General features: G+C 68.4%; 13 protein-coding genes. 8 read left to right on the top strand and 5 right to left on the bottom strand.

Annotation, left to right across the window (positions count from 1 at the left end):
- Window positions 1–21: 21 nt before the first annotated feature.
- The 4 genes from ACL9RL_RS03735 to ACL9RL_RS03750 are packed head-to-tail and all read left to right on the top strand — an operon-like array spanning window position 22 to window position 4,727.
- Window positions 22–1,125 carry a glycosyltransferase family 4 protein gene (locus tag ACL9RL_RS03735; RefSeq protein WP_422778870.1) on the top strand — a complete coding sequence of 368 codons (1,104 nt, stop codon included), beginning with the start codon at window positions 22–24 and terminating at the stop codon, window positions 1,123–1,125.
- Window positions 1,122–2,474, top strand: coding sequence for a lipopolysaccharide biosynthesis protein (locus ACL9RL_RS03740; RefSeq protein ID WP_422778871.1), 1,353 nt, complete (start codon window positions 1,122–1,124; stop codon window positions 2,472–2,474). The genes ACL9RL_RS03735 and ACL9RL_RS03740 overlap by 4 nt, the downstream gene beginning before the upstream one ends.
- Window positions 2,461–3,807: a hypothetical protein gene (locus ACL9RL_RS03745; protein ID WP_422778872.1), complete on the top strand. Its 1,347-nt coding sequence runs from the start codon at window positions 2,461–2,463 to the stop codon at window positions 3,805–3,807. The genes ACL9RL_RS03740 and ACL9RL_RS03745 overlap by 14 nt, the downstream gene beginning before the upstream one ends.
- Window positions 3,804–4,727, top strand: a complete 924-nt coding sequence (locus tag ACL9RL_RS03750; protein ID WP_422778873.1) for a glycosyltransferase family 2 protein — start codon at window positions 3,804–3,806, stop codon at window positions 4,725–4,727. Before ACL9RL_RS03745 ends, ACL9RL_RS03750 begins: the two co-directional genes overlap by 4 nt.
- Before the next feature lie 144 nt (window positions 4,728–4,871).
- On the opposite strand, the gene ACL9RL_RS03755 is transcribed toward ACL9RL_RS03750, so the two are convergent.
- Both ACL9RL_RS03755 and ACL9RL_RS03760 read right to left on the bottom strand, forming a co-directional pair.
- A complete protein-coding gene (locus tag ACL9RL_RS03755; RefSeq protein WP_422778874.1) occupies window positions 4,872–10,541 on the bottom strand; it encodes a PKD domain-containing protein in 5,670 nt (1,889 codons plus the stop codon).
- A gap of 232 nt (window positions 10,542–10,773) precedes the next feature.
- The gene (locus tag ACL9RL_RS03760; protein WP_422778875.1) at window positions 10,774–11,421 is read right to left on the bottom strand and encodes a hypothetical protein; all 648 of its coding nucleotides are present in this window, start codon (window positions 11,419–11,421) and stop codon (window positions 10,774–10,776) included.
- 208 nt (window positions 11,422–11,629) lie between these two features.
- Between ACL9RL_RS03760 and ACL9RL_RS03765 the strand changes: the two genes are divergently transcribed.
- From ACL9RL_RS03765 to ACL9RL_RS03780, 4 genes are all read left to right on the top strand, one after another.
- Window positions 11,630–12,649: a glycosyl transferase gene (locus ACL9RL_RS03765; RefSeq protein ID WP_422778876.1), complete on the top strand. Its 1,020-nt coding sequence runs from the start codon at window positions 11,630–11,632 to the stop codon at window positions 12,647–12,649.
- The gene (locus ACL9RL_RS03770; RefSeq protein WP_422778877.1) at window positions 12,646–13,665 is read left to right on the top strand and encodes a glycosyltransferase family 2 protein; all 1,020 of its coding nucleotides are present in this window, start codon (window positions 12,646–12,648) and stop codon (window positions 13,663–13,665) included. Before ACL9RL_RS03765 ends, ACL9RL_RS03770 begins: the two co-directional genes overlap by 4 nt.
- Window positions 13,662–14,381, top strand: a complete 720-nt coding sequence (locus tag ACL9RL_RS03775; protein ID WP_422778878.1) for a polysaccharide deacetylase family protein — start codon at window positions 13,662–13,664, stop codon at window positions 14,379–14,381. The genes ACL9RL_RS03770 and ACL9RL_RS03775 overlap by 4 nt, the downstream gene beginning before the upstream one ends.
- Before the next feature lie 147 nt (window positions 14,382–14,528).
- Entirely contained in the window at window positions 14,529–14,996 is a 468-nt protein-coding gene (locus ACL9RL_RS03780) for an adenylyltransferase/cytidyltransferase family protein (RefSeq protein ID WP_422778879.1), read from the top strand.
- Between the two features lie 48 nt (window positions 14,997–15,044).
- Here the strand turns inward: ACL9RL_RS03780 and pip are convergent, their stop codons facing one another.
- The 3 genes from pip to ACL9RL_RS03795 form a co-directional block, all read right to left on the bottom strand.
- Window positions 15,045–16,004 carry a prolyl aminopeptidase gene (gene pip, locus ACL9RL_RS03785; protein ID WP_422778880.1) on the bottom strand — a complete coding sequence of 320 codons (960 nt, stop codon included), beginning with the start codon at window positions 16,002–16,004 and terminating at the stop codon, window positions 15,045–15,047.
- Window positions 16,005–16,158: 154 nt separating this feature from the next.
- A complete protein-coding gene (gene ypfJ / locus ACL9RL_RS03790) occupies window positions 16,159–17,046 on the bottom strand; it encodes a KPN_02809 family neutral zinc metallopeptidase (RefSeq protein WP_422778881.1) in 888 nt (295 codons plus the stop codon).
- Window positions 17,047–17,184: 138 nt separating this feature from the next.
- Window positions 17,185–19,260: an acyl-CoA dehydrogenase gene (locus tag ACL9RL_RS03795; protein ID WP_422778882.1), complete on the bottom strand. Its 2,076-nt coding sequence runs from the start codon at window positions 19,258–19,260 to the stop codon at window positions 17,185–17,187.
- Window positions 19,261–19,343: the final 83 nt, after the last annotated feature.

Below are 19,343 nucleotides of genomic sequence, written 5' to 3' on the forward strand. Positions count from 1 at the left end.
ACGCCAGAGGGAACCCGAACGATGTCATCCACCGCACGCCTCACCCACCAGAGGGTGCGGCTGTACGAAGTGATCAGGACCGCTCATCTCGAGCGCGCCCGTGAGCTCGCGCCCGCGAGCATCGTCTACCGGACCGAACGCTACGATTTCGATCCGTCCGTCGCGCCGGAGGTCGAACTCGTCAAGGCCGGCCCCGTCGCCGCAGCACGTCTGCTCGCACGCTCCGGCGTGACCACGATCGAGGTGAACGAACCCCTCCAACTGTCTGCGGCACCCGCGACGCTGCTGACGCTCTGGTCGCTCGGCGCCGGCACGCTGTTCGGCGGAACGCGCCCCCTCGTCGTCTCCTACGCGATCGAGAACCTCGACCCGTCCGGGTTCCGACCCGCACGACTCCGCTCCCGTGCAAAGCGCCGGGTGCAACGATGGTGCGCCGAACGCGTCTGGCGGCGACTCGACCGCATCGTGTACGGCACGCACGGCGCGAAGTCGCTCTACGAGAGCGCGCTCTCCTCACGCCCGGGGCTCGACGCAGCGGTCGTCGAAGCCCTCCCGGCGCCGTTCCCGTCCAGGACCGGTGTCGAGCGAGACCAGCACCAGGTCGTGTTCCTCGGTGCGCTCAGCGACCGCAAGGGGTTCCCGCTCCTCGCCGAGGCATGGCCCCTCCTCGCGGCCGCTCACCCGGGAGCGCGACTGGTGATCCTCGGGACGGGCGCCCTCGAACCGCTCGCGACGACGCTCGCAGCGGCGGACCCGAGCGTGACGGTGCACATCGATCCGGCCCGATCGGTGATCTTCGACGTCCTCGCCGGGAGCCGCGTGCTGGTCCTGCCGTCGCAGCCGCGACCCGCATGGCGGGAGCAGGTCGGTCTGCCCATCGTCGAGGCCCTCGCCTCGGGTTGCCTCGTCGTCACCACGAGCGAGACCGGGATCGCCGCTTGGCTCGCCGACCACGGGCACACCGTCGTCGACCCCGACCTCAGCGCCCAGGAGCTCGCGGACGCCATCGGCACAACGCTCGCGAGCACGACCAGATCGCAGGACGTGCTCGACGATCTCCCGGACACCGACGGACGCCTCGCGGCGGACGCGCGCATGTTCGCCACGACGGCCGGTGCCCGATGAGCCGCAGACGCACGGGCGGCATCTGGGCGTCAGTCAGTCAGACGGCCGTTGCGAAGATCGTCGTGATGGGGCTGTCGGGCATCCTCGGCATCTTCACGAGCCGCATGATCATCGAACACTTCGGCGCCCCCGCCTACGCCCAGTACGGACTGCTCACGAGCATCCCCGCCCTGCTGCCGTTCGCGGACCTCGGCATCGCCGCCGTCGTCATCAACGCGATCGCCGGCTCCGACGACCCCAAGCGGGACCTCCAGGTCAGGCGGTCGATCGTCACCGCCTTCCGCATCCTCACGGTCTCCGGCGCGATCATCATGCTCGTCGCGGTCCTCATCACCGTCCTCGGGCTGTGGCCGGCGATCCTCGGCAACGGTCTCATGCCGGACGGCGGGAGCATCGCGGCATTCCTCTGCCTCGCCACGTTCGGCTTCGTACTGCCGCTCACCGTCGGCCAGCGCATCCTCATCGGCGTCGGCAAGACCAGCACGCAGGTCGCAACGCAGGCCATCGCGGCGCCCGTCATCTTCCTCGGGGTCTGGCTGTTCGTCGTCGCGGACGTCGATGCCGGCCCGTACGTCTCGGTGCTGTCCTACGTCGCGAGCGGCATCGTCGCCGCCGTGTGCCTGTGGCTGTCGGCCCGATCCATCCGACCGCAGGTCTGGCTGGCGATGAAAGAGGTCCCGAGGCTTCGCAGCGCGCCTGGTGTGCCGGCGTTCGCGCTCGCGTGGCCGATGGTCGTCCAGATGATCGCACTGCCGATCGCCATGCAGACCGACCGGCTGCTCCTCAGCCACCTCACGGACGGTCCGGAACTCGCACAGTACAACCTCGCCACCCAGCTGTTCGGGCTCGTGATCCAGACGATCGGCGCCGCCGGCCTCGCCCTCTGGCCCATCTATGCGAAGGCCAGATCGGCGAAACGGGTCGAATCACCGCTCGTGCCGACGCTGTGGTTCCTCGGCGGCGGTCTCGCGCTCGCGCTCATCCTCGCGCTCATCTCGCCGTGGATCGCCGGCTTCGTCTCCGGTGGCAAGATCACACTCGGCTTCCCGATCCTCATCCCCTACATCGTGTTCGTCGCGCTGCAGGCCGCGAAGTACCCCGTCGGCATGTACATGACGGACCAGCGGGGACTGCAGTTCCAGGTGCTCCCCATCCTGTGCATGGTTCCGCTCAACCTGGGCCTGTCCTGGCTGTTGATCCCGGTGTTCGGCGCGGCCGGCCCCATCATCGGCTCCGCCGTCTCCGTCGCGATCTGCCAGGTCGTCCCGAACCTCTGGTACGTTCAGCGCGACCTCGCGAAACGGCGGGCGCTCGCGCGGGAGGAGGCGGACGTCGATGCGACGAGTTGAGCATTCCTCCACGATCGAACGACTCGAACCCGAAGCGCCGCTGGAGCGCCCCGCTTCGGCACGTATGGCGACGGCGCACACCATCGTCGCCGCCCTGTTCCTGCTGATCCTCGGCATGCGCATCCAGGTGTGGCAGGGCTTCACCGTCGGCTTCGGTCTCGCGATCCTGCTCCTGCCCCTCTGGGCCGCGCAGGTTCGGCGATACCGAGGGGCCGGATGGCTCATCGCGTTGACGTTCGGCGCTGCGGCGTCCGGCATCTGGCTCACCCAGGCCGTGGCGGAGAACCACATGACCAGCCAGGGCATCCTGATCGCGCAGTCGATCGTGATCCTCGGACCGGCGGTGTCGATCGGCGCGATCCTGTGGACCCGGACCGTGCTCACACCGGCGCAGATCGCAATGATCTACGGGGTGGGCCTGTTCGTCCGGGCGATCATCGACGGCCCGGGCGGCATGAGCTACAACCAGAACCCGTGGAAGTTCGAGTACTCGATGCCGCTCACCGTGATCGCCCTGGGGCTCGCCCTCTCGACGCGACGTCGCTGGGTGGAACTCCTGGTCGTCGGCGCCCTCGCGATCGTCTCCGTCCTGAACGACTCGCGTTCCCTCTTCGCCATCCTGCTGCTCACCGGATTCCTCATCGCCTGGCAGATGCGCTCCTCCCGGTCGACGAGGCGCGCGTCGACCGCACGCGTCATCATCGGCATCGGGATCGCCGCCGCGGTCGTGTTCAACGTCGGACAGGCGCTCCTCCTGGACGGGCTCTTCGGCGAGGCGACCCAGCAGCGGACGATCTCGCAGCTCGACCAGTCCGGATCGATCCTCCTCGGTGGACGACCTGAGCTGGCCGCGACGGCTGCGCTGTTCGCGCATCAACCGATCGGCTACGGGAGCGGGACGCTCGCCTCCCTCAACGACGTGCTAGTAGCTAAGAGCGGCATGGCCTCGATCGGCTACGACCCGAACAACGGGTACGTCGAGAACTTCATGTTCGGTCTGGGCTTCGAGGTGCATTCGATCACGGGCGACCTGTGGGTCCGGTTCGGGCTCGTCGGTCTGGCCCTCGCAGCGCTCATCGCGTGGCTCACGATCTACGGCCTCGGCCACGGCATCGCCCACCGCACCGGCAGCGCGATCGTCATCTACCTCGGCGTGCGCACCTGCTGGGATCTGCTGTTCAGCCCGATCTACAGCTCGGTGCCGTCGCTTATGCTGTTCCTCGGCCTCGCCCTCGTGCTGAAGACAACGAAGCAGGCTCCTGCTCCAGCGCAGGACGTGCACGAACACGGTCGACGTGCGCAGGCTCCGTCGAGATTCGGTGTGGGCTCGTGACGCTGCTCTCGCGCACGGCCGTGATCGTGGTGAACTACGGATCCCCGGCGCTGCTCAGGGCGAACCTCGCGCCGTTGCAGGTGTCGGCGCCGGAGATCACGGTCGTGGTCGTCGACAATTTCTCCACCGACGCCGCCCGGACCGAGGTGACGGCCCTGGCCGCTGCGAACGGCTGGCTCAGCGTCCTGCCGGAGGCGAACCTCGGGTTCGGGGCGGGGATGAACCTGGGCGTCGCTGCGGCGATGGAGGCCGGTCTCGACCTGATCCTCCTGCTCAACCCCGACGCGTCCATCTCCCCGGAGTCCATCGAACGGCTCGCGGTTCGCGCCGTCGCGGCACCGCTCACGCTGTTCGCGCCGCGCATCCTCCGTCCAGACGGGACCGTGTGGTTCGACGGAGCGGACCTCTACCTGTCCGACGGCCGCATCCGGTCCCGCAAACGACGAGCGGACTTCCCGGGTGCGGAGATCGAGCCCTGGCTCACGGGTGCCTGCCTGCTGCTCAGCGTCGAGCTCTGGGAACGTGTCGGCGGGTTCCTCGACGACTACTTCCTGTATTGGGAGGACGTCGACCTCTCCCATCGAGTCGTCGCGTCGGGCGGTGCCCTGGAACGCGTCGAGGACGCCACCGCCATCCACGACGAAGGCGGAACGCACGACCGTTCCGATGCCGCCTCGGCCCGGGCGAAATCGTCGACCTACTACTACTTCAACATCAGGAACAGGCTGGTCTTCGCCGCCCGTCACCTGTCTCCGGCAGACGTGAGACGCTGGCGGAGGTCCGCGATCCCCGTGGCGTGGGGCGTGTTGCTCCAGGGCGGGCGTCGACAACTGCTCACGAGCACGGCTCCGCTCCGTGCTGGCTTCGCCGGCGTGCGGGACGGCCTCAGGCTGTCGCGTGCAGCCTCCAGAGGCCGCTGAGCGTCCGTTCCACCGTGCGGCGCCCGGAAGGGCGTGCCGGCGCTTCGGCGCGCGAGGCCGCGGCCTGGGCGGAGCGACACCCTGGAACGCAGTTCGGCCCGCCGCCCAGGGAAGGGCGGCGGGCCGAAGCGTTGCACTGTCCGATCAGGCGGACGGCTTGACCGAGAAGTCGTCGAACCGGACGGTGATCGGTCCGTTGGTCGCCGTGCCGGAGACGTAGTTGCCGAGTCCGACCGCCCCGGCGACCTGCAACGCAGCGGTTGCATCGGTCGTCGTCAGCTGCCAGGCGGTCGGTTCGGTGCCGCCGTCTGCCCAGACCTTGGCCTGAACCGTCGTCGGTGAGACGCCCTTGACCTGCAGCCGGACGTGCAGCGCCTGCCCCGGGGTGTAGGTGATCCCATCGATGTTGACCGCCTTGAGCGTCGTCCCGCCCTGCATGAGCTGCAGTTGGACACCGCTGTTCGACCGGATCCAGATCCGCGCCGCATAGCTTGCGGAGCCGACCTGGCGACCGATGACCGAGGCGTAGTTCCCGCCGCCGGTCGGCCCCTGGTCGAAGGACAGCGTCGCCTGTACGTCGGCATCGGTGACGCTGATGCCGTTCAGGAGGGCGGCCCGGGTCTGGCCGACCGGAGCGGTGACAACGCCCTTGCCTCCGGAGACGGAGAACGACGACGGACTTGCCGTCGGCGTCCAGGCGCCGCCGACGTCGGCGGGCCCCCAGCCGTTCGCCGCGGTCCGCTCGAACGCGTCACCGGCGATGACCGTCGCCGGCGGTGTCACGGGAGGCGTGACGGGGGCCGTGACCGTGATCTGCTGCGTCGAAGCCGTCGCTGCGCCGACGTTGTCGGTCACCGTGAGCGTGATCGTGTACGGCCCGGCTGCAGCGTAGGTGTGCGAAGCCGTCACACCCGTTCCGGTCGCCCCGTCCCCGAAGTCCCAGGCGTACGAAGCGATCGTCCCGTCGGAGTCTGCAGAACCGGATGCGTCGACCGAGACCGCCAGGTCGCTCGCGGATGCCGTGAACACCGAGGTCGGCGGCACGTTGGGCGGCGGGGCCGTGACCGTCGCCGTCTTCGTCGCCGTCCCGGTCGCACCGGCGCCGTCCGTCACGGTCAGCTTCACCGTGTAGGCGCCAGCTGCCGCGTAGGTGTGCGTCGCCGTCGCGCCGGCAGCCGTCGCGCCGTCACCGAAGTCCCACACGTAGGAGGCGATGGGGCCTTCCGGATCACTCGAGGTGGAACCGTCCACCGAGAGCGTGAGTCCGGCCGCTGACTGCACGAATGCGGCCGTCGGGGGCACGTTCGCCGGCGGCGTCGTCGCGGTCGAGGACGGCTGTGCCAGCAGGTTGCCGAATCGGGTCACGACGGTTCCGTCGGTCGACGTCCCCGAGATGTAGGACCGGAGCATGATCGTTCCGGCGACCTGCAGGGAGGCCTGCGTGTCGGTCGCCGTGAGCTGCCACGCGGCAGGCTCGGTCGAACCGATGGCCCAGACCTTCGCCTTGAGCTGCGTCGGAGAGGTCCCGACCGCTTGGAACCGCACCTGCAACTGTGTGCCAGGCAGGTAGGTGAGCCCGTCGATGTTGGCGGCCTTGAGCGTCGTGTTGCCGTTCATGAGCTGCAACTGGACACCCTGGTTGTTACGGATCCAGACGCGGGCTGCGTAGTTGTCCGCACCCACGACACGACCCATGATCGACGCGTAGTTGCCGCCGCCCGTCGAGGACTTGTCGAACGACACCCTCGCCTGCACCTCGGTGTCGGTCGCCGGCGTCGGACTGAGCTTGACCGTCCTGGTCACGCCGACCGGCGTGGAGATGAGTCCACTGCCGCTCGCGACGGAGTATGCGGATGCGGTGTCGACCGCCCACGGGCCACCGACGTCGGCGGTCCCCCAGCCGTTCGCGACCGACCTGGCGAAGGTGTCCTTCGCCTGGATCGTCGCGGCGGGCGGCGCGGTGACGGTGACGTTCTGGCTGAGGCTCGTCGAGGCTCCGCCGCCGTCGGTGACCGTCAGGACGACCGCGTAGGTTCCGGATGCCGCGTAGTTGTGCGCGGCGGTCACTCCGCTGCCGGTTCCTCCGTCACCGAAGTTCCAGGCGTACGACGCGATCGGTCCTTCCGCATCGCTCGATGCCGAAGCGTCGACCGTGAGGGTCAGTCCGCTGGCCGTCGGCGTGAACGCCGCGACCGGAGGCGTGTTGACCGGGACGGTCGTCACGACCTGGTGCGTGACCTGTCCGATGCCTCCACGGTTGTCCGTGACCGTCAGCGCGACCGGGAAGGTGCCGGCCGTCGCGTAGACGTGGACCGGGTTGACCCCTGTCCCCGTTGCGCCGTCGCCGAAGTCCCAGGCGTAGGACGCGATCGTCCCGTCAGAGTCGACCGAGGCCGAAGCGTCGAACTGGACGCTGAGGTTCATCGGTGTTGCCGTGAACGATGCTGTCGGAAGCACGTTGGGCGCAACGACCGTGATCGGGTGCTGCAAGGTCCCGGTCGCTCCCTGGTTGTCCGTCACCGTGAGCGTGACGGTGTACGTGCCGCCTGCTGCGTAGGCGTGGTCCGCTGTGATGCCGGTGCCCGTCGATCCGTCGCCGAAGTCCCAGGCGTAGGACGCGATGGTGCCGTCCGAGTCGACGGAACTCGACGCATCGAAGTGACCCGTCAGATCGGTGTTCGTGATCGTGAAGCCTGCTGTCGGTGCGACGTTCGGCACCTGGCCCTTGCCGAGCGAGTAGTGCTGCTGCACCTGAGCGTCGGTCAACGGTGCGCTGTAGATCGCGACCTCGTCGATCTTGCCGGTGAAGGTCGACGCCGTGCCGCCCCAGGTGGTGTCGCCGCCCACTCGCCAGTAGCCGGTGTAGTTCTGCGCGCTCGTCTGCGGGTTGGTGCCCTGGAGCACGCCGTCGACGTACAGCTTCATACCGCCGCTGGACTGCATCGCGACGACCTGGTGCCAGGCGCCGTCGTTGAACGTGCCGCTCGAGGAGATCGTGTTCGTCTGGCCCGTGTACGTGCCGAACGTCAGTCGCCCGTCGTTCTCCATGTAGATGTGGCGGTCGTAGCTGCTCGACGTGCCTGTCTGGTTGGAGCCGAACCCGACGATCTTCCCGCCGGAGTGGGTCGTGGTCTTGAACCAGGCTTCGAGTGCGTACGACGTCGGGTTGTTGAACGTCGTGCTGCTCGCGACGCCTGCGCCGTTCTGACCGAACGTCGGAGCCTTGTCGCCGACGACGCCGACGAGTGCACCGGATCCGCCCTGGACGACATTGGAGGTGTAGACGCCCGGGTTGCCGTTCTTCCCGGCGTCGGCCGCAGCGGATCCGCTGGTCTCGTTGAGCCGCCAGTATGCGGTCGGGTCGAGGTTGTAGACGGAGGCGCCGTATGCGTCGGCAGGCGCTGCCGGGATCGGCGAGACGCGACCGGACGCGACGTAGTGGGCGATGATGTCGTCACGGCTGAGGACAGTCGGGTAGATCGCCGTGTCGTCGATCGCCCCTGCGAAGGCGAAGCTCGACGGGCTGTCCGGCCAACCACTCAGGTTGTCGCCGCCGATCCGCCAGTAGCCCGTGTAGTCCTGGCCGTTCGTGACGTCCGTTCTCGCGGAGATCTTCTTCCCGTCGACGAACAGCTGCATGCCGTTGCTGCCGAGCGTCGCGACGACGTGGTGCCACGAACCGTCGTTGAACGACGTCGTCGAGGACACCGTCCGGGTGCCGCCCGGGTAGACGCCGAACTCGAGCCGGCCGTCGTTCGTCATGTAGATCATGCGGTCGTAGCTGCCGGAGTTGCCGGTGGTCGCGTTGCCGAATCCGAGGATCTTGCCACCGCTCGTTGTGGTCGTCTTGATCCACGTCTCTGCGGTGAACGTGTTCGGCCCAGCCTGCGGTGTCGTCGTCGATGCCCCGCTGTTCGAGGTGCCGGCGAACGTGGTCGACGTTGCGGGAGAGCCGATGATGGCTCCAGCGGTTCCGCGGGTGGTGTTCGCGGTCAGGGTCAGGTCGTCGCCCGTCGCCCAGTCGTACGCGGTGGTCCCGCTCGCTTCGCCGAGCGGCCAGTAGGAGGTCGGGTTGGAAGCCAGCACGGCCTGCGAGTACGGCGACGTCGATCCGGTCGCAGCCACGGTCACCGGCACGTTGTCGCTGATGGTGGAGTTCCCGAGCGGATCGGTGACCTTCACCCGGTAGTTGTAGGTCTGGCCAGGGGTGAGCCCTGAGTCGGTGTAGCTGAGGTTGCTGATCTTCCAGAACGTCGATCGCACGCTCTTGGTGTAGATCGGCGAACCCGTCTGGTTGTTGCGGATGAGCTCGTACTTCAGCAGTTCGTTGTCACGGTCGTGATTCGTCTTCCAGGCGACGCGCACCGTCCCGGCCGCGAGCGACACGACGTTGATCTTGTAGTCGCCGCCCTTCACCATCGGACCTTCGAGGTTGGGGGCGATGGGCTTGACCGCGAAGCGGACGAGGCCCTGCTGCGCCTTGTTGTTCACCTGCGTGAACTCGCCGCCGTAGACGACGTACTGGCTGTTCGCGGCGACGCTCCACGGACCCTGGTTCGCTCCGGTGAACGATCCGGGCGTGAAGTCCGGGAACCAGTTGAGGAGCGTGGGGGTGGGGTTGCCTGCGAAGTTGTAGTAGCCCATCGGGTCGGTGGTCGCCGTGCCGGTGGCCTGCTTGGAGAACGCGATGGCGTTGTGGAAGGTCCACGGGTTCGTCTGCGGGAATCCACCGATGTTGCCGCAGTAGTGCGGGTGCCCGGCCACGTAGACGGAGTCCCCCTGCGGTGCGACGGAGTACGTGTCGCCGTGGCAGTCCTCGACCCAGTTCATGTCGCCGTTGGCCCAGCCGGCGCGGAAGGCGCCTTCGAGGTTGCCTCCGCTGCCGTAGACGTAGCCGGAACCGTAGACGCTGTCGCCGTCGGAGGCGAGCGAGTAGATGGCTGCCTCATCGCCGCCGTTGCGGATCAGGTTGTTGACGTTCCACGGCAGGAGCGCGCCTGCGGTGGCGTCCACCGCTGCCAAGCCGTACCCGGGGTTCGAGCTGCCGTTGACGCTCGTGAATGCGCCGCCGATGACGATCTTCGATTGGTCGGGCGAGATGACGAGGCCGCGGATCGGACCGCCTGGGGCGTTCGGAGCCCAGGGCAGGAGCCCGCCGTTGGATGCCGAGAACGCTGCGGCGCCGATGCGGGCCGCGCCGTTCGCGTTGGTGAATCCGCCGCCGACGTACACCGTGGTGTTGGTTGCGGCGACACTGAAGCCGATGTAGTTGAGCGTGGGGGCGAACGACGTGAGGTTGCCCGTCGCTGTGTCGAATGCGGCGATCCGGTACCGGTTCTGCCCGTTGACCGTGGTGAAGTTGCCGACCGCGTAGAGCTTCGTCCCGTCCGGCGATACCGCGAGGTTCTTGACCTGCGCGTTGATCGTCGGTGCGAAGGAGTTGATGAGGACGCCGGTCGTCAGGTTGTACGCGAGGAGATAGGTCCTGGCCACGTTGCCGACGCCGGGCGCGTTGCCGGCCGGGCGCGCGTTGGTGAAGTTGCCTGCGACGTAGACCGTGTTGCCCGAGACGACCTGCGACCAGACGACACCGTCGATCTGCACGGTCGGGAGGGCGTCGGCCGACACCGTCGACGGCTCGCCTGCCCCCTGGGGCACGGTATCGGCGAGCGCGGGTTGAGCCAGGCCGACCGTGGTGATGAACGCGGCGAAGAGCGCCCCGATCAGGACCAGCGCGAACGGCTGACGTGCGTGGAGGGTGCGTGACGGCGTCGTGGCGCTCGTCCGCTTCTGGGATCGCAACAATCTGGACACGGGTTCTCGGGTTTCGCTGGGAGGCGGGTTTCGGGTTGCGAGAGCCGCCGTGCAGCCGTTCCATACCGTCGCCACGCTTCGGATCCGTGATGACCGGAGAGGTACAGGCGTGCCCCCGCATCCGAAGCATAGAGCGGCCGTCGTCCCCACTGGAAGGGGCAACAGACCCCCAAAACAGGTCCGATTCGCGGGACGCGTCAGTGCATCGAGAGCACGATGTCCGGGCTGTTTGTCAGCCCTCGGCCGAGCCCGTGAAGACCGCGGCCGGGACTCCTGCGAGGTAGTCGACGGTCACCGTCACCACACCGCGCTGGTCCTTCGGGACCGTGTACACGAAGGTGCCGCTCGCCTGCTCGCCGGCGGCGACGCTCGCGGGGAACGCCTTGGACCCGGGCTCCGTGAGCGGCAGCGCCGGGGTCTGGCCGTCGCCGTAGGTGACGTTGACGACCGTCTGGGTGAGATCGGCGACGTCTTTCGACCCGTTGTCGATCGTGACCGTGAACCGGATGGAGGGCCCTGCGATCTCCCCGGGGACCTTCGCCTCACCTTCGACGGCTTCGAACGGGCTGAGTGAGACCGTCACCCCTGGGACGATCTCGACGGGCGCGTCCGGTTTCACCGGGTCACGCACGGGCAACGCCTCGGCCGGATCGGTCACCGGCGGGCTCGCGACGGGGGTGCCGATGACGGGCGGCGGGTTCTTCACCCCGGTGCCGAGACCCGTCCCGGTGACGCCGACGATGATGCCGACCGCGAGGACCGCTGCGACCAAGGCGCCGACGATGATGACCCATGCCGGTGGACGGCGGCTGTCCGCGGATGCCGCAGACCCTGCCGGTGCGGTGTCCGGTGCCGATGACCGGTTGTGTGGCTCGCTCACGTCGTCGTCCTTCGCTGTCCCCCGCACACGTCGATGATCTCGGGTCGGATCGGTGCGTCGCCTGCGCGTGTTGCCGAGTGTACTGCCGTCTCCGAGATCCGGCGAGCGCGGCATCGTGCCAGAATGGCTCACACCGCGGAGCGACCCGAATCCGTCCGCGTGATCGGGCCGCAGTGGATGCGCGGGCCCGACGGAGGAGGACGACACGATGGACGCCCGTCTCACGGTGCTGCAGCAGTTCCCGGTGCCGCGCCCGACGACGAACCCGTATCTCGTGATGCTCGCGGAACACCTCCGCGCCGTGCCGGGTGTGACCGTGCTCAACTTCACGTGGAAGACCGCGCTGCTCGGCCGGTACGACGTGTTCCACATCCACTGGCCGGAGATCCTCGTGAACGGCAACGGCCCGCTCAAGAAGTTCGTGCGGCAGTGCCTCACCCTCGTCCTGCTGCTCCGGCTGTTCGTCACGCGCACGCCGGTCGTGCGGACCGTGCACAACGTCGAGCTTCCGAGTGGGATCTCCGGCATCGAGCGCGCGCTCCTGCGCCGGTTCGACCGGCTGACCACCCATCGGATCACGCTCAACTCCTCGACGGAGCTGCCGCCGTCCCAACCGTTCACGCTGATCCCGCACGGCGACTACCGGGACTGGTTCGCGTCATATCCGCGTGCCGAGCGGGCCGAGGGCCGGTTCGGGTACTTCGGGCTCATCCGCAGGTACAAGGGCGTCGAGACCCTCATCGAGGCCTTCACCTCGACCCGCTCCGAGTCCGCATCGCTGTCGCTCCGAGTGGGAGGCAAGCCGTCGTCGCCAGACCTCGCGTCCGCGCTCGAAGCGCTCTCCGACGGCGACGAGCGGATCCTCCTCGACCTCCATTTCCTGCCCGATGCAGAGCTCGTCGACATCGCGACCTCGTCTGAGCTCGTCGTCCTGCCGTATCGGTTTATGCACAATTCGGGGAGCGCGCTCGCCGCGCTGTCGCTCGATCGACCGGTGCTCGTCCCGGACAACGCCGTGAACCGGGCGCTCGCAGATGAGGTCGGTCACGACTGGGTGCACCGCTTCGCCGGGGAACTCGATGCGCCGACGCTCACCGCGACGATGGCCTCCGTCCAGGCGGCCGACGGGCACCGTGCCCGCCCGAGGTTCGTGGATCGCGACTGGGGGCTCGGCGCCTCCCGGCACGTGAGCGCCTACCGCGCGGCGATCGACGGGCGGCGCCGATGAACCTCGACCATTCGGACGGGCGACAGGCAGCTTCCGGCGAGCTGAGCCTCGTCGTCGGGATTCTGACGTTCCGCAGGCCGGAGGACCTGGCGGCGAGCCTGCCGAAGGTGCTCGAACAGACGACACGGCTGCTGGACGCCCGACTCGGCGTCACCCGGACGGAGGTGCTCGTCGTCGACAACGACCCGGCGGCCTCAGCTGCGGATGTCGTCGGAGGGTTCGCAACGGTGCGCTACGTCGTCGAGTCGACCCCCGGCATCGCCGCGGCACGGAACCGCGCGTTGGACGAGGCGCAACCGGCGGAACTCCTCGTCTTCATCGACGACGACGAGGAACCGGGCGACGACTGGCTCATCCCGCTCGTGGAGACGTGGCTGGCGACGACGCCGGCCGCCGTGATGGGACGGGTCCAGTCCCATCTGCCGGATGGCACAGATCCCTGGGTCGTCGCCGGCGGATTCTTCACGAGGCGACAGCTGCCCACCGGGACCGAGATCGATGAGGCCGCAGCGGGAAACCTTCTCCTCGACCTCGGCCAGGTGCAACGGCTCGGTGTGCGGTTCGCGACCGAGCTCGGCCTGGGAGGAGGCGAGGACACACTCTTCAGCAAGCAGGTCACCCACCGCGGCGGCCGCATCGTCTGGTGCAACGAATCCGTGACCCACGATTTCGTCGACCGCGACCGCGCGACCCGACGCTGGGCCATGCAGCGGGCGTGGAGCCACGGCAACACCCGCATCACGATCGAGCGTGCATTCGCCGCGACCACGGCGGAGCGCGCCAGGGTGCGGCTGGCGGCTGCCTTCGGCGGTCTCGCTCGGGCGGTCCTCGGCGCGATGCGCGCGGTGTTCGGCATCGTCACCGGTTCACTGCACCACCGTGTGCGCGGCGCACGGGCGGTCAGTCGCGGTGGGGGGATGTTCGTCGGAGCCTTCGGGGTCGTCTTCCAGGAATACGTCCGTCCGGAAGCAGAACCGGCCCGCACGACGCACCAGGGCGACGGGGGTCTCGGATGACCGGCTCGCAGGGGATGAAGGACCGGCTGAAGCGGTCACTCCCGATGATCGGTTCGATCGTCGAGGTGGAGACGACCATCCCGACCGTTGTGCTCACCTACGACGACGGCCCGGAACCGGTCGGCACAGCCGGTGTGCTCGCATCGCTAGCCGCCGCTGATGCGACCGCCACGTTCTTCGTCCTGCTCAGTCGTGTTCGGCGACACCCGGAGGTGCTGGCGGACATCCTCGCCGGCGGCCACGAGGTCGCCTTGCACGGTGTCGACCACCAACGGCTGACCGGATACAGCGCGGCGCAGGTGCAGCAGCGCACCCTCGATGCGAAGCACGAGTTGGAGGACGTCGCCGGGCGGTCGGTCCGCTGGTTCCGGCCGCCGTACGGCGCCCAACGATTCGGCACCTGGCGTGCGGTCAGACGGACGGGGCTGGACGTCGTCCTCTGGACTGCGACGACGTGGGACGCCCGCGACGTGAGTGAGCACGAACGCGTCGCGCACGCCGTCCGACATTGCTCGAACGGTTCCATCCTGCTCGCGCACGACGCGTTCGCCGGCCCGGCAGACGGCGTCGACGACGGACCGGAGCCTGTGCTCGACCGTGGCGCGCTCACGGCGCAGCTCCTCCAGGAGTTCGCCAGGCAGGGGCTCGTCGGCCGCTCACTCGGTGATGCCGTCACCGATGGCCGCGTGGTGCGGAGCGCCGTCTTCTCGAGCTGAGCGTCTCGCATCGAGCACGATTTCACCGTCATCCCCCGTCCGGGTGCCACTCGAAAGTGGACTCGGCACCGCGATGCCACCCCCATAGGCTCAAAAGCGGCTCGACGGGATCGTCGATGCCGCGATCGTCGATGAGGGGTGACGCGCATGATCGGACGAGACGGAGCCGGCCGCGTCGGGTACGCCGCTGGCGCCTTCGACCTCTTCCACGTCGGGCACCTCAACATCCTGAAGCATGCCAAGAGCGCGTGCGACTACCTCATCGCGGGCGTCGTCTCGGATGAGCTGCTGCGCACCCGCAAGCGCATCACCCCGGTCATCCCGCTCTCCGAGCGCCTGGAGATCGTCCGGAACATCGGTTTCGTCGACGAGGCCGTCGAGGAGACCTGGGACGACAAGTTGCAGGCGTGGGAAGCGCTCCGCTTCGACATCTTCTTCAAGGGTGACGACTGGCGTGGGACGACCGAGGGCAACCGGCTCGAAGCCGAGTTCGCGAAGGTCGGCGTCGAGGTCGTGTACTTCCCGTACACGATGAGCACGTCGAGCACGGCGCTGCGTCGTGCACTGGTCCTGCTCGAAGAGCAGACCGAGTACCAGCTCGCGGCCCAGGCCTGACACCGGCGGACGCGCCCCGCCGCCGGCCGCTGCGCCCGCTGTCCGGTGCTACCGCTTCGAGAACCGATCCGTCGCGTCGATGAGTGCGGACAGGATGCCGGGCTCGTCGAACGCGTGCCCGGCGTCCGGCACGATCGTCAGCTCGGCTTCCGGCCACGCCTTGTGCAGATCCCACGCGGTGAATGCTGGCGTGCACGCGTCGTATCTGCCCTGGACGATGACGCCGGGGATGTCGGCGAGCGTGCCGGCATCGCGGATCAACTGCTCGGGCTCGAACCAGCCGCCGTTCGTGAAGTAGTGGTTCTCGATGCGCGCGAACGCGACCGCGAACTTCGGGTCGGTGAATTTCGCGACGGTCTCCGGCTGGGGCAGGAGCGTGATGGTCGACGACTCCCAGGTCGACCAGGCGAGAGCCGCCGGCTCGTGCACGGCCGGGTCTGCGTCGAAGAGCCTGCGATGGTACGCCTCGATGAGACGGCGACGCTCTGCCACCGGGATCGGCGCGAGGAAGCCCTCCCACAGGTCGGGGAACAGTGCCGATGCCCCGCCCTCGTAGAACCAGTCGAGTTCGGCCGGGCGCAGGGTGAAGATGCCGCGCAGGACGAGTTCGGTGACGCGCTTCGGGTGCTTCTCCGCGTAGGCGAGTGCGAGGGTGCTCCCCCACGATCCGCCGAACACCTGCCACTTCTTGATGCCGAGCGACTTCCGCAGGGTTTCGAGGTCGGCGACGAGGTGCCAGGTCGTGTTGGTACTGAGGTCGGCTTCCGGCGCGCTCGCGTGCGGGGTGCTCTTGCCGCAGCCGCGCTGGTCGACGAGCACGATGCGGTACCGCTTGGGGTTGAAGAGGCGGCGGTGCACGGGGCTCGTGGCGCCGCCGGGGCCGCCGTGGAGGAACACGACGGGCTTGCCGTCCGGGTTGCCCGAGGTCTCCCAGTAGAGCTCCTGGCCGTCGCCGACGTCGAGCATGCCCGTCTCGTACGGTTCGATCTCGGGGTACAGCTCGGCCATTGCGGGTCCCATCCTCTTCAGCACCGACGTCGGGCGTCGGCGACGTGCACGTCAAGCTTGGCGTGCGCCCGCGCGATTGCGCGGAACGACCCGCGGTCGCCCCGGTCCCTGAGCCTGTCGAAGGGCCCGCCCCCTAAGCCCGTCGAAGGCCCCCTCAGAACTGCGACGCCGGAACCGAGAACGTGTCGCACGCCCCCGGCCCGCCGTTGTACCCGGCCATGAACCACTTCTGCCGTTGTTCGCTCGACCCGTGCGTCCACGATTCCGGATGCACCTGTCCGCCGGACGCCTGCTGGATGCGGTCGTCACCGACGGCGGCCGCCGCACTCAGCGCATCGCGGATCTGCGCCTGCGTGACCGGTTTGAGGAACCGGACGCCCCGCTCGTCGCTCGTGTCCGACGCAGCGGCCACCCATGCCCCCGCGAAGCAGTCAGCCTGCACCTCGATCCGCACCGAGTCGGACGCGGGCCCCGTGCCCTGACGGTTGGCCCGGTCCATGATCCCGGTGATCTGTTGGATGTGGTGGCCCCACTCGTGGGCGACGACGTACAGCTCGGCGAGCGGTCCGCCGGATGATCCGAAGCGGTTGCGGAGTTCGTCGTAGAAGCTCGTGTCGATGTAGATCGTCGCGTCCGGCGGGCAGTAGAACGGGCCGGTGGCGCTCGATGCCGCCCCGCACGCCGTGTTCGTCTGCCCCTCGAAGATGATGAATCCGGACGGCGAGGTGTAGCTCGCGCCGAGTGTCGGGAGTTCTGCCGCCCAGTACGCGTCGAGGGATTCGTATGCCCCGCCCATCCGGCAGTCGACGTTCGCGTTGGCGTCTGCGCCGGTCTTGCACTCTGCGGAGAGGTTCGTCTCCTCGCCGATCTGCTGCGTGCTGTTCCCGCCGCCGAGGATCCCGGTCAGGTCGACCCCGAGCAATTGGGAGATGAGCGCGATGGCGATGAGCCCGACGGCGCCGCCACCGACCGCGAGACCCGTGGTGCGTCCGCGGCGTTTGACCTTGTTGCCACTGATGTCGGCATCGTCGTTGAACGTCACCCTCGCACCCTATCGCTCCGCCCGTCCCCAGCCCACCCCTCCCTTTCAGCCCGCGAACTGTCACTCGTGGCTGGTAACCGGCCTGCCGAACCAGCCACGACTGGCAGCTCGCGGGCTTGTCGGCGGCGGATGGAGCGGCTAGCGCGACTTCTTCGGCAGCGACTTCTCGTCGACGGGTGCGTTCCCGGAGGCGCGCAGGGCTGCGAAGTAGTCTGCAGCCTCTTGCTGCCGCTCGGCCTCAGCACCGGATGCGATGGGCGCCCGCAGGTGCTCCTGCGAGTAGCCGAACGCCTCCACCAGGTCGAGCGCGTGCGGCCGCAACCGGGCGATGAGCCGATCGACGTACGCGCTCACGGCCTGCCCGCGCTGCGGCGACAGTCGGCCGTTGATGAGGTACCAGGCGAGGTGCTTCTCGATGAGCGACAGCCCGAACAGGTCGTGCAACCACACGAGCACCTGCTTCGTGCCGGCGTCCTGCACCTGCTCCAGGCCATCGGTGAACGCCTCCCACTGCAGCAGTTCGGCGTGCGCCCTGGCGGCCTCGATGAGTTCGTTCTGGTGCGCGTTGAAGAGGTCCGCCGCCGCCTGCTTCGAGAGCTTGTTCGCCCCGCGGAGCTTGGCTGCGACATCGGCGATCATCGTCTCGACGCGCTCGGTGAGCAGTTCCCGCTGAACGTTCGTCTCACGCAACTGGCTGACGGAACGCGCCGTCGACCCGAAGTCCTTGACCGTCTGTGCCAGGCTCCGCAGTCCGCTGCTGTTGACCGCCCGATCGGTCGCCTGCTCGACGACGTACCGCGCCATCGCACCGGCGTCCGCCTTCGCGAACTTGCGGCTGTAGTCGGTGAGCAGCCGCTTCGCGACGAGCTGCAGCAGGACGTTGTTGTCGCCCTCGAACGTCGCGTAGACGTCGAGGTCCGCCCGCAGCCCGGTGAGGCGGTTCTCCGCCAGGAAGCCGGCGCCGCCACAGGCTTCACGTGCCTCCTGCAGCGTGTCGAGCGCGTGCCAGGTCGACAGCGGCTTGAGCGCGGCCGCGAGCGTTTCGAGGTCCTGGCGGTCGTCGTCGCTGTCGGCCTTGCCGCTGAACACCTCGTCGAACTTCACCAGCAGTCGATCGTGCGCGAAGATCTGCGCGTACGTCGTCGCCAGGCGGGGCAGCAGCCGTCGCTGGTGGCGCTGGTAGTCGAGGATGACCTCCTCCTCGAGGTCGCTCGCCGCGTTGAACTGCCGACGCTGCGAACCGTAGGTGATCGCGATCTGCAATCCCAGCGCAGAAGCGGCCGTCGATGCGCCGTCGAGCGACACCCGTCCCTGCACGAGCGTGCCGAGCATCGTGAAGAACCGCCGACCGGGGCTCGCGATGGGCGAGGAGTACGTGCCGTCCTCGGCCACGTCGCCGTACCGGTTCAGCAGATTGGTGCGCGGGATCCGGACGTCGGTGAAGTGCAGACGACCGTTGTCGATGCCGTTCAGGCCGCCCTTGAGACCGTCGTCCTCACCGCCGATGCCAGGCAGGAACTCGCCGTCCTCGCCGCGGATCGGCACGTAGAAGCAGTGCACGCCGTGGTTCACGCCGTTCGTGACGAGCTGCGCGAACAGCGTTGCAGCCTTGCCATGGACGGCCGCATTGCCGAGGTAGTCCTTCCACGCTGCACGGAACGGCGTGTTGATGACGAACTCCTGCGTGTCGGGGTCGTACGTCGCGGTCGTCGCGATGGAGGCGACATCGGATCCGTGCCCGGTCTCCGTCATCGCGAATGCGCCCGGGATGTCGAGGTTCATCGCGCCGGGCAGGAACGCGTCGTGGTGCGGAGCCGTGCCGAGGTGGAGGATCGCGGCGCCGAAGAGGCCCCACTGCACACCGGACTTGATCTGCAGGGACGGGTCGGCGAGGACGAGTTCCTCGAACCCCGCGATGTTGCCGCCGTGGTCGTCGCCGCCACCGAGACGCTTCGGGAAGGCACGGTGCACCTGGCCGTTCTCGACGAGCAGCTTCAACTGATCGAAGACCCTGGCGCGATGCTCGTCGAGGGTCTGCCCCTCGATGCGCTGCATCTCAGGCTTCGCGGACAGTGCACGGGAAGCGAGGCGGGCCTCAGGCCATGTGCCGAGGAGCTGCTTCGCGAGCGCGTCCACATCGATGCGCGCATCCGAGGGGGCGACGTCCACTGCTCCCGAAACCGCTGCGCTCGTCCTGACCGCCGTGTCGACCATCTGTGCATCCCTGCCTTTCGCCAATGAAATCCACCCTCATGGTAGGTGTGTCACAGGAAACGCGCGAAGAGTCTGTGGGTATC

Source organism: Plantibacter sp. Mn2098 (assembly GCF_049319745.1).
In the GTDB taxonomy this organism is placed as follows: Bacteria; Actinomycetota; Actinomycetes; order Actinomycetales; family Microbacteriaceae; genus Plantibacter.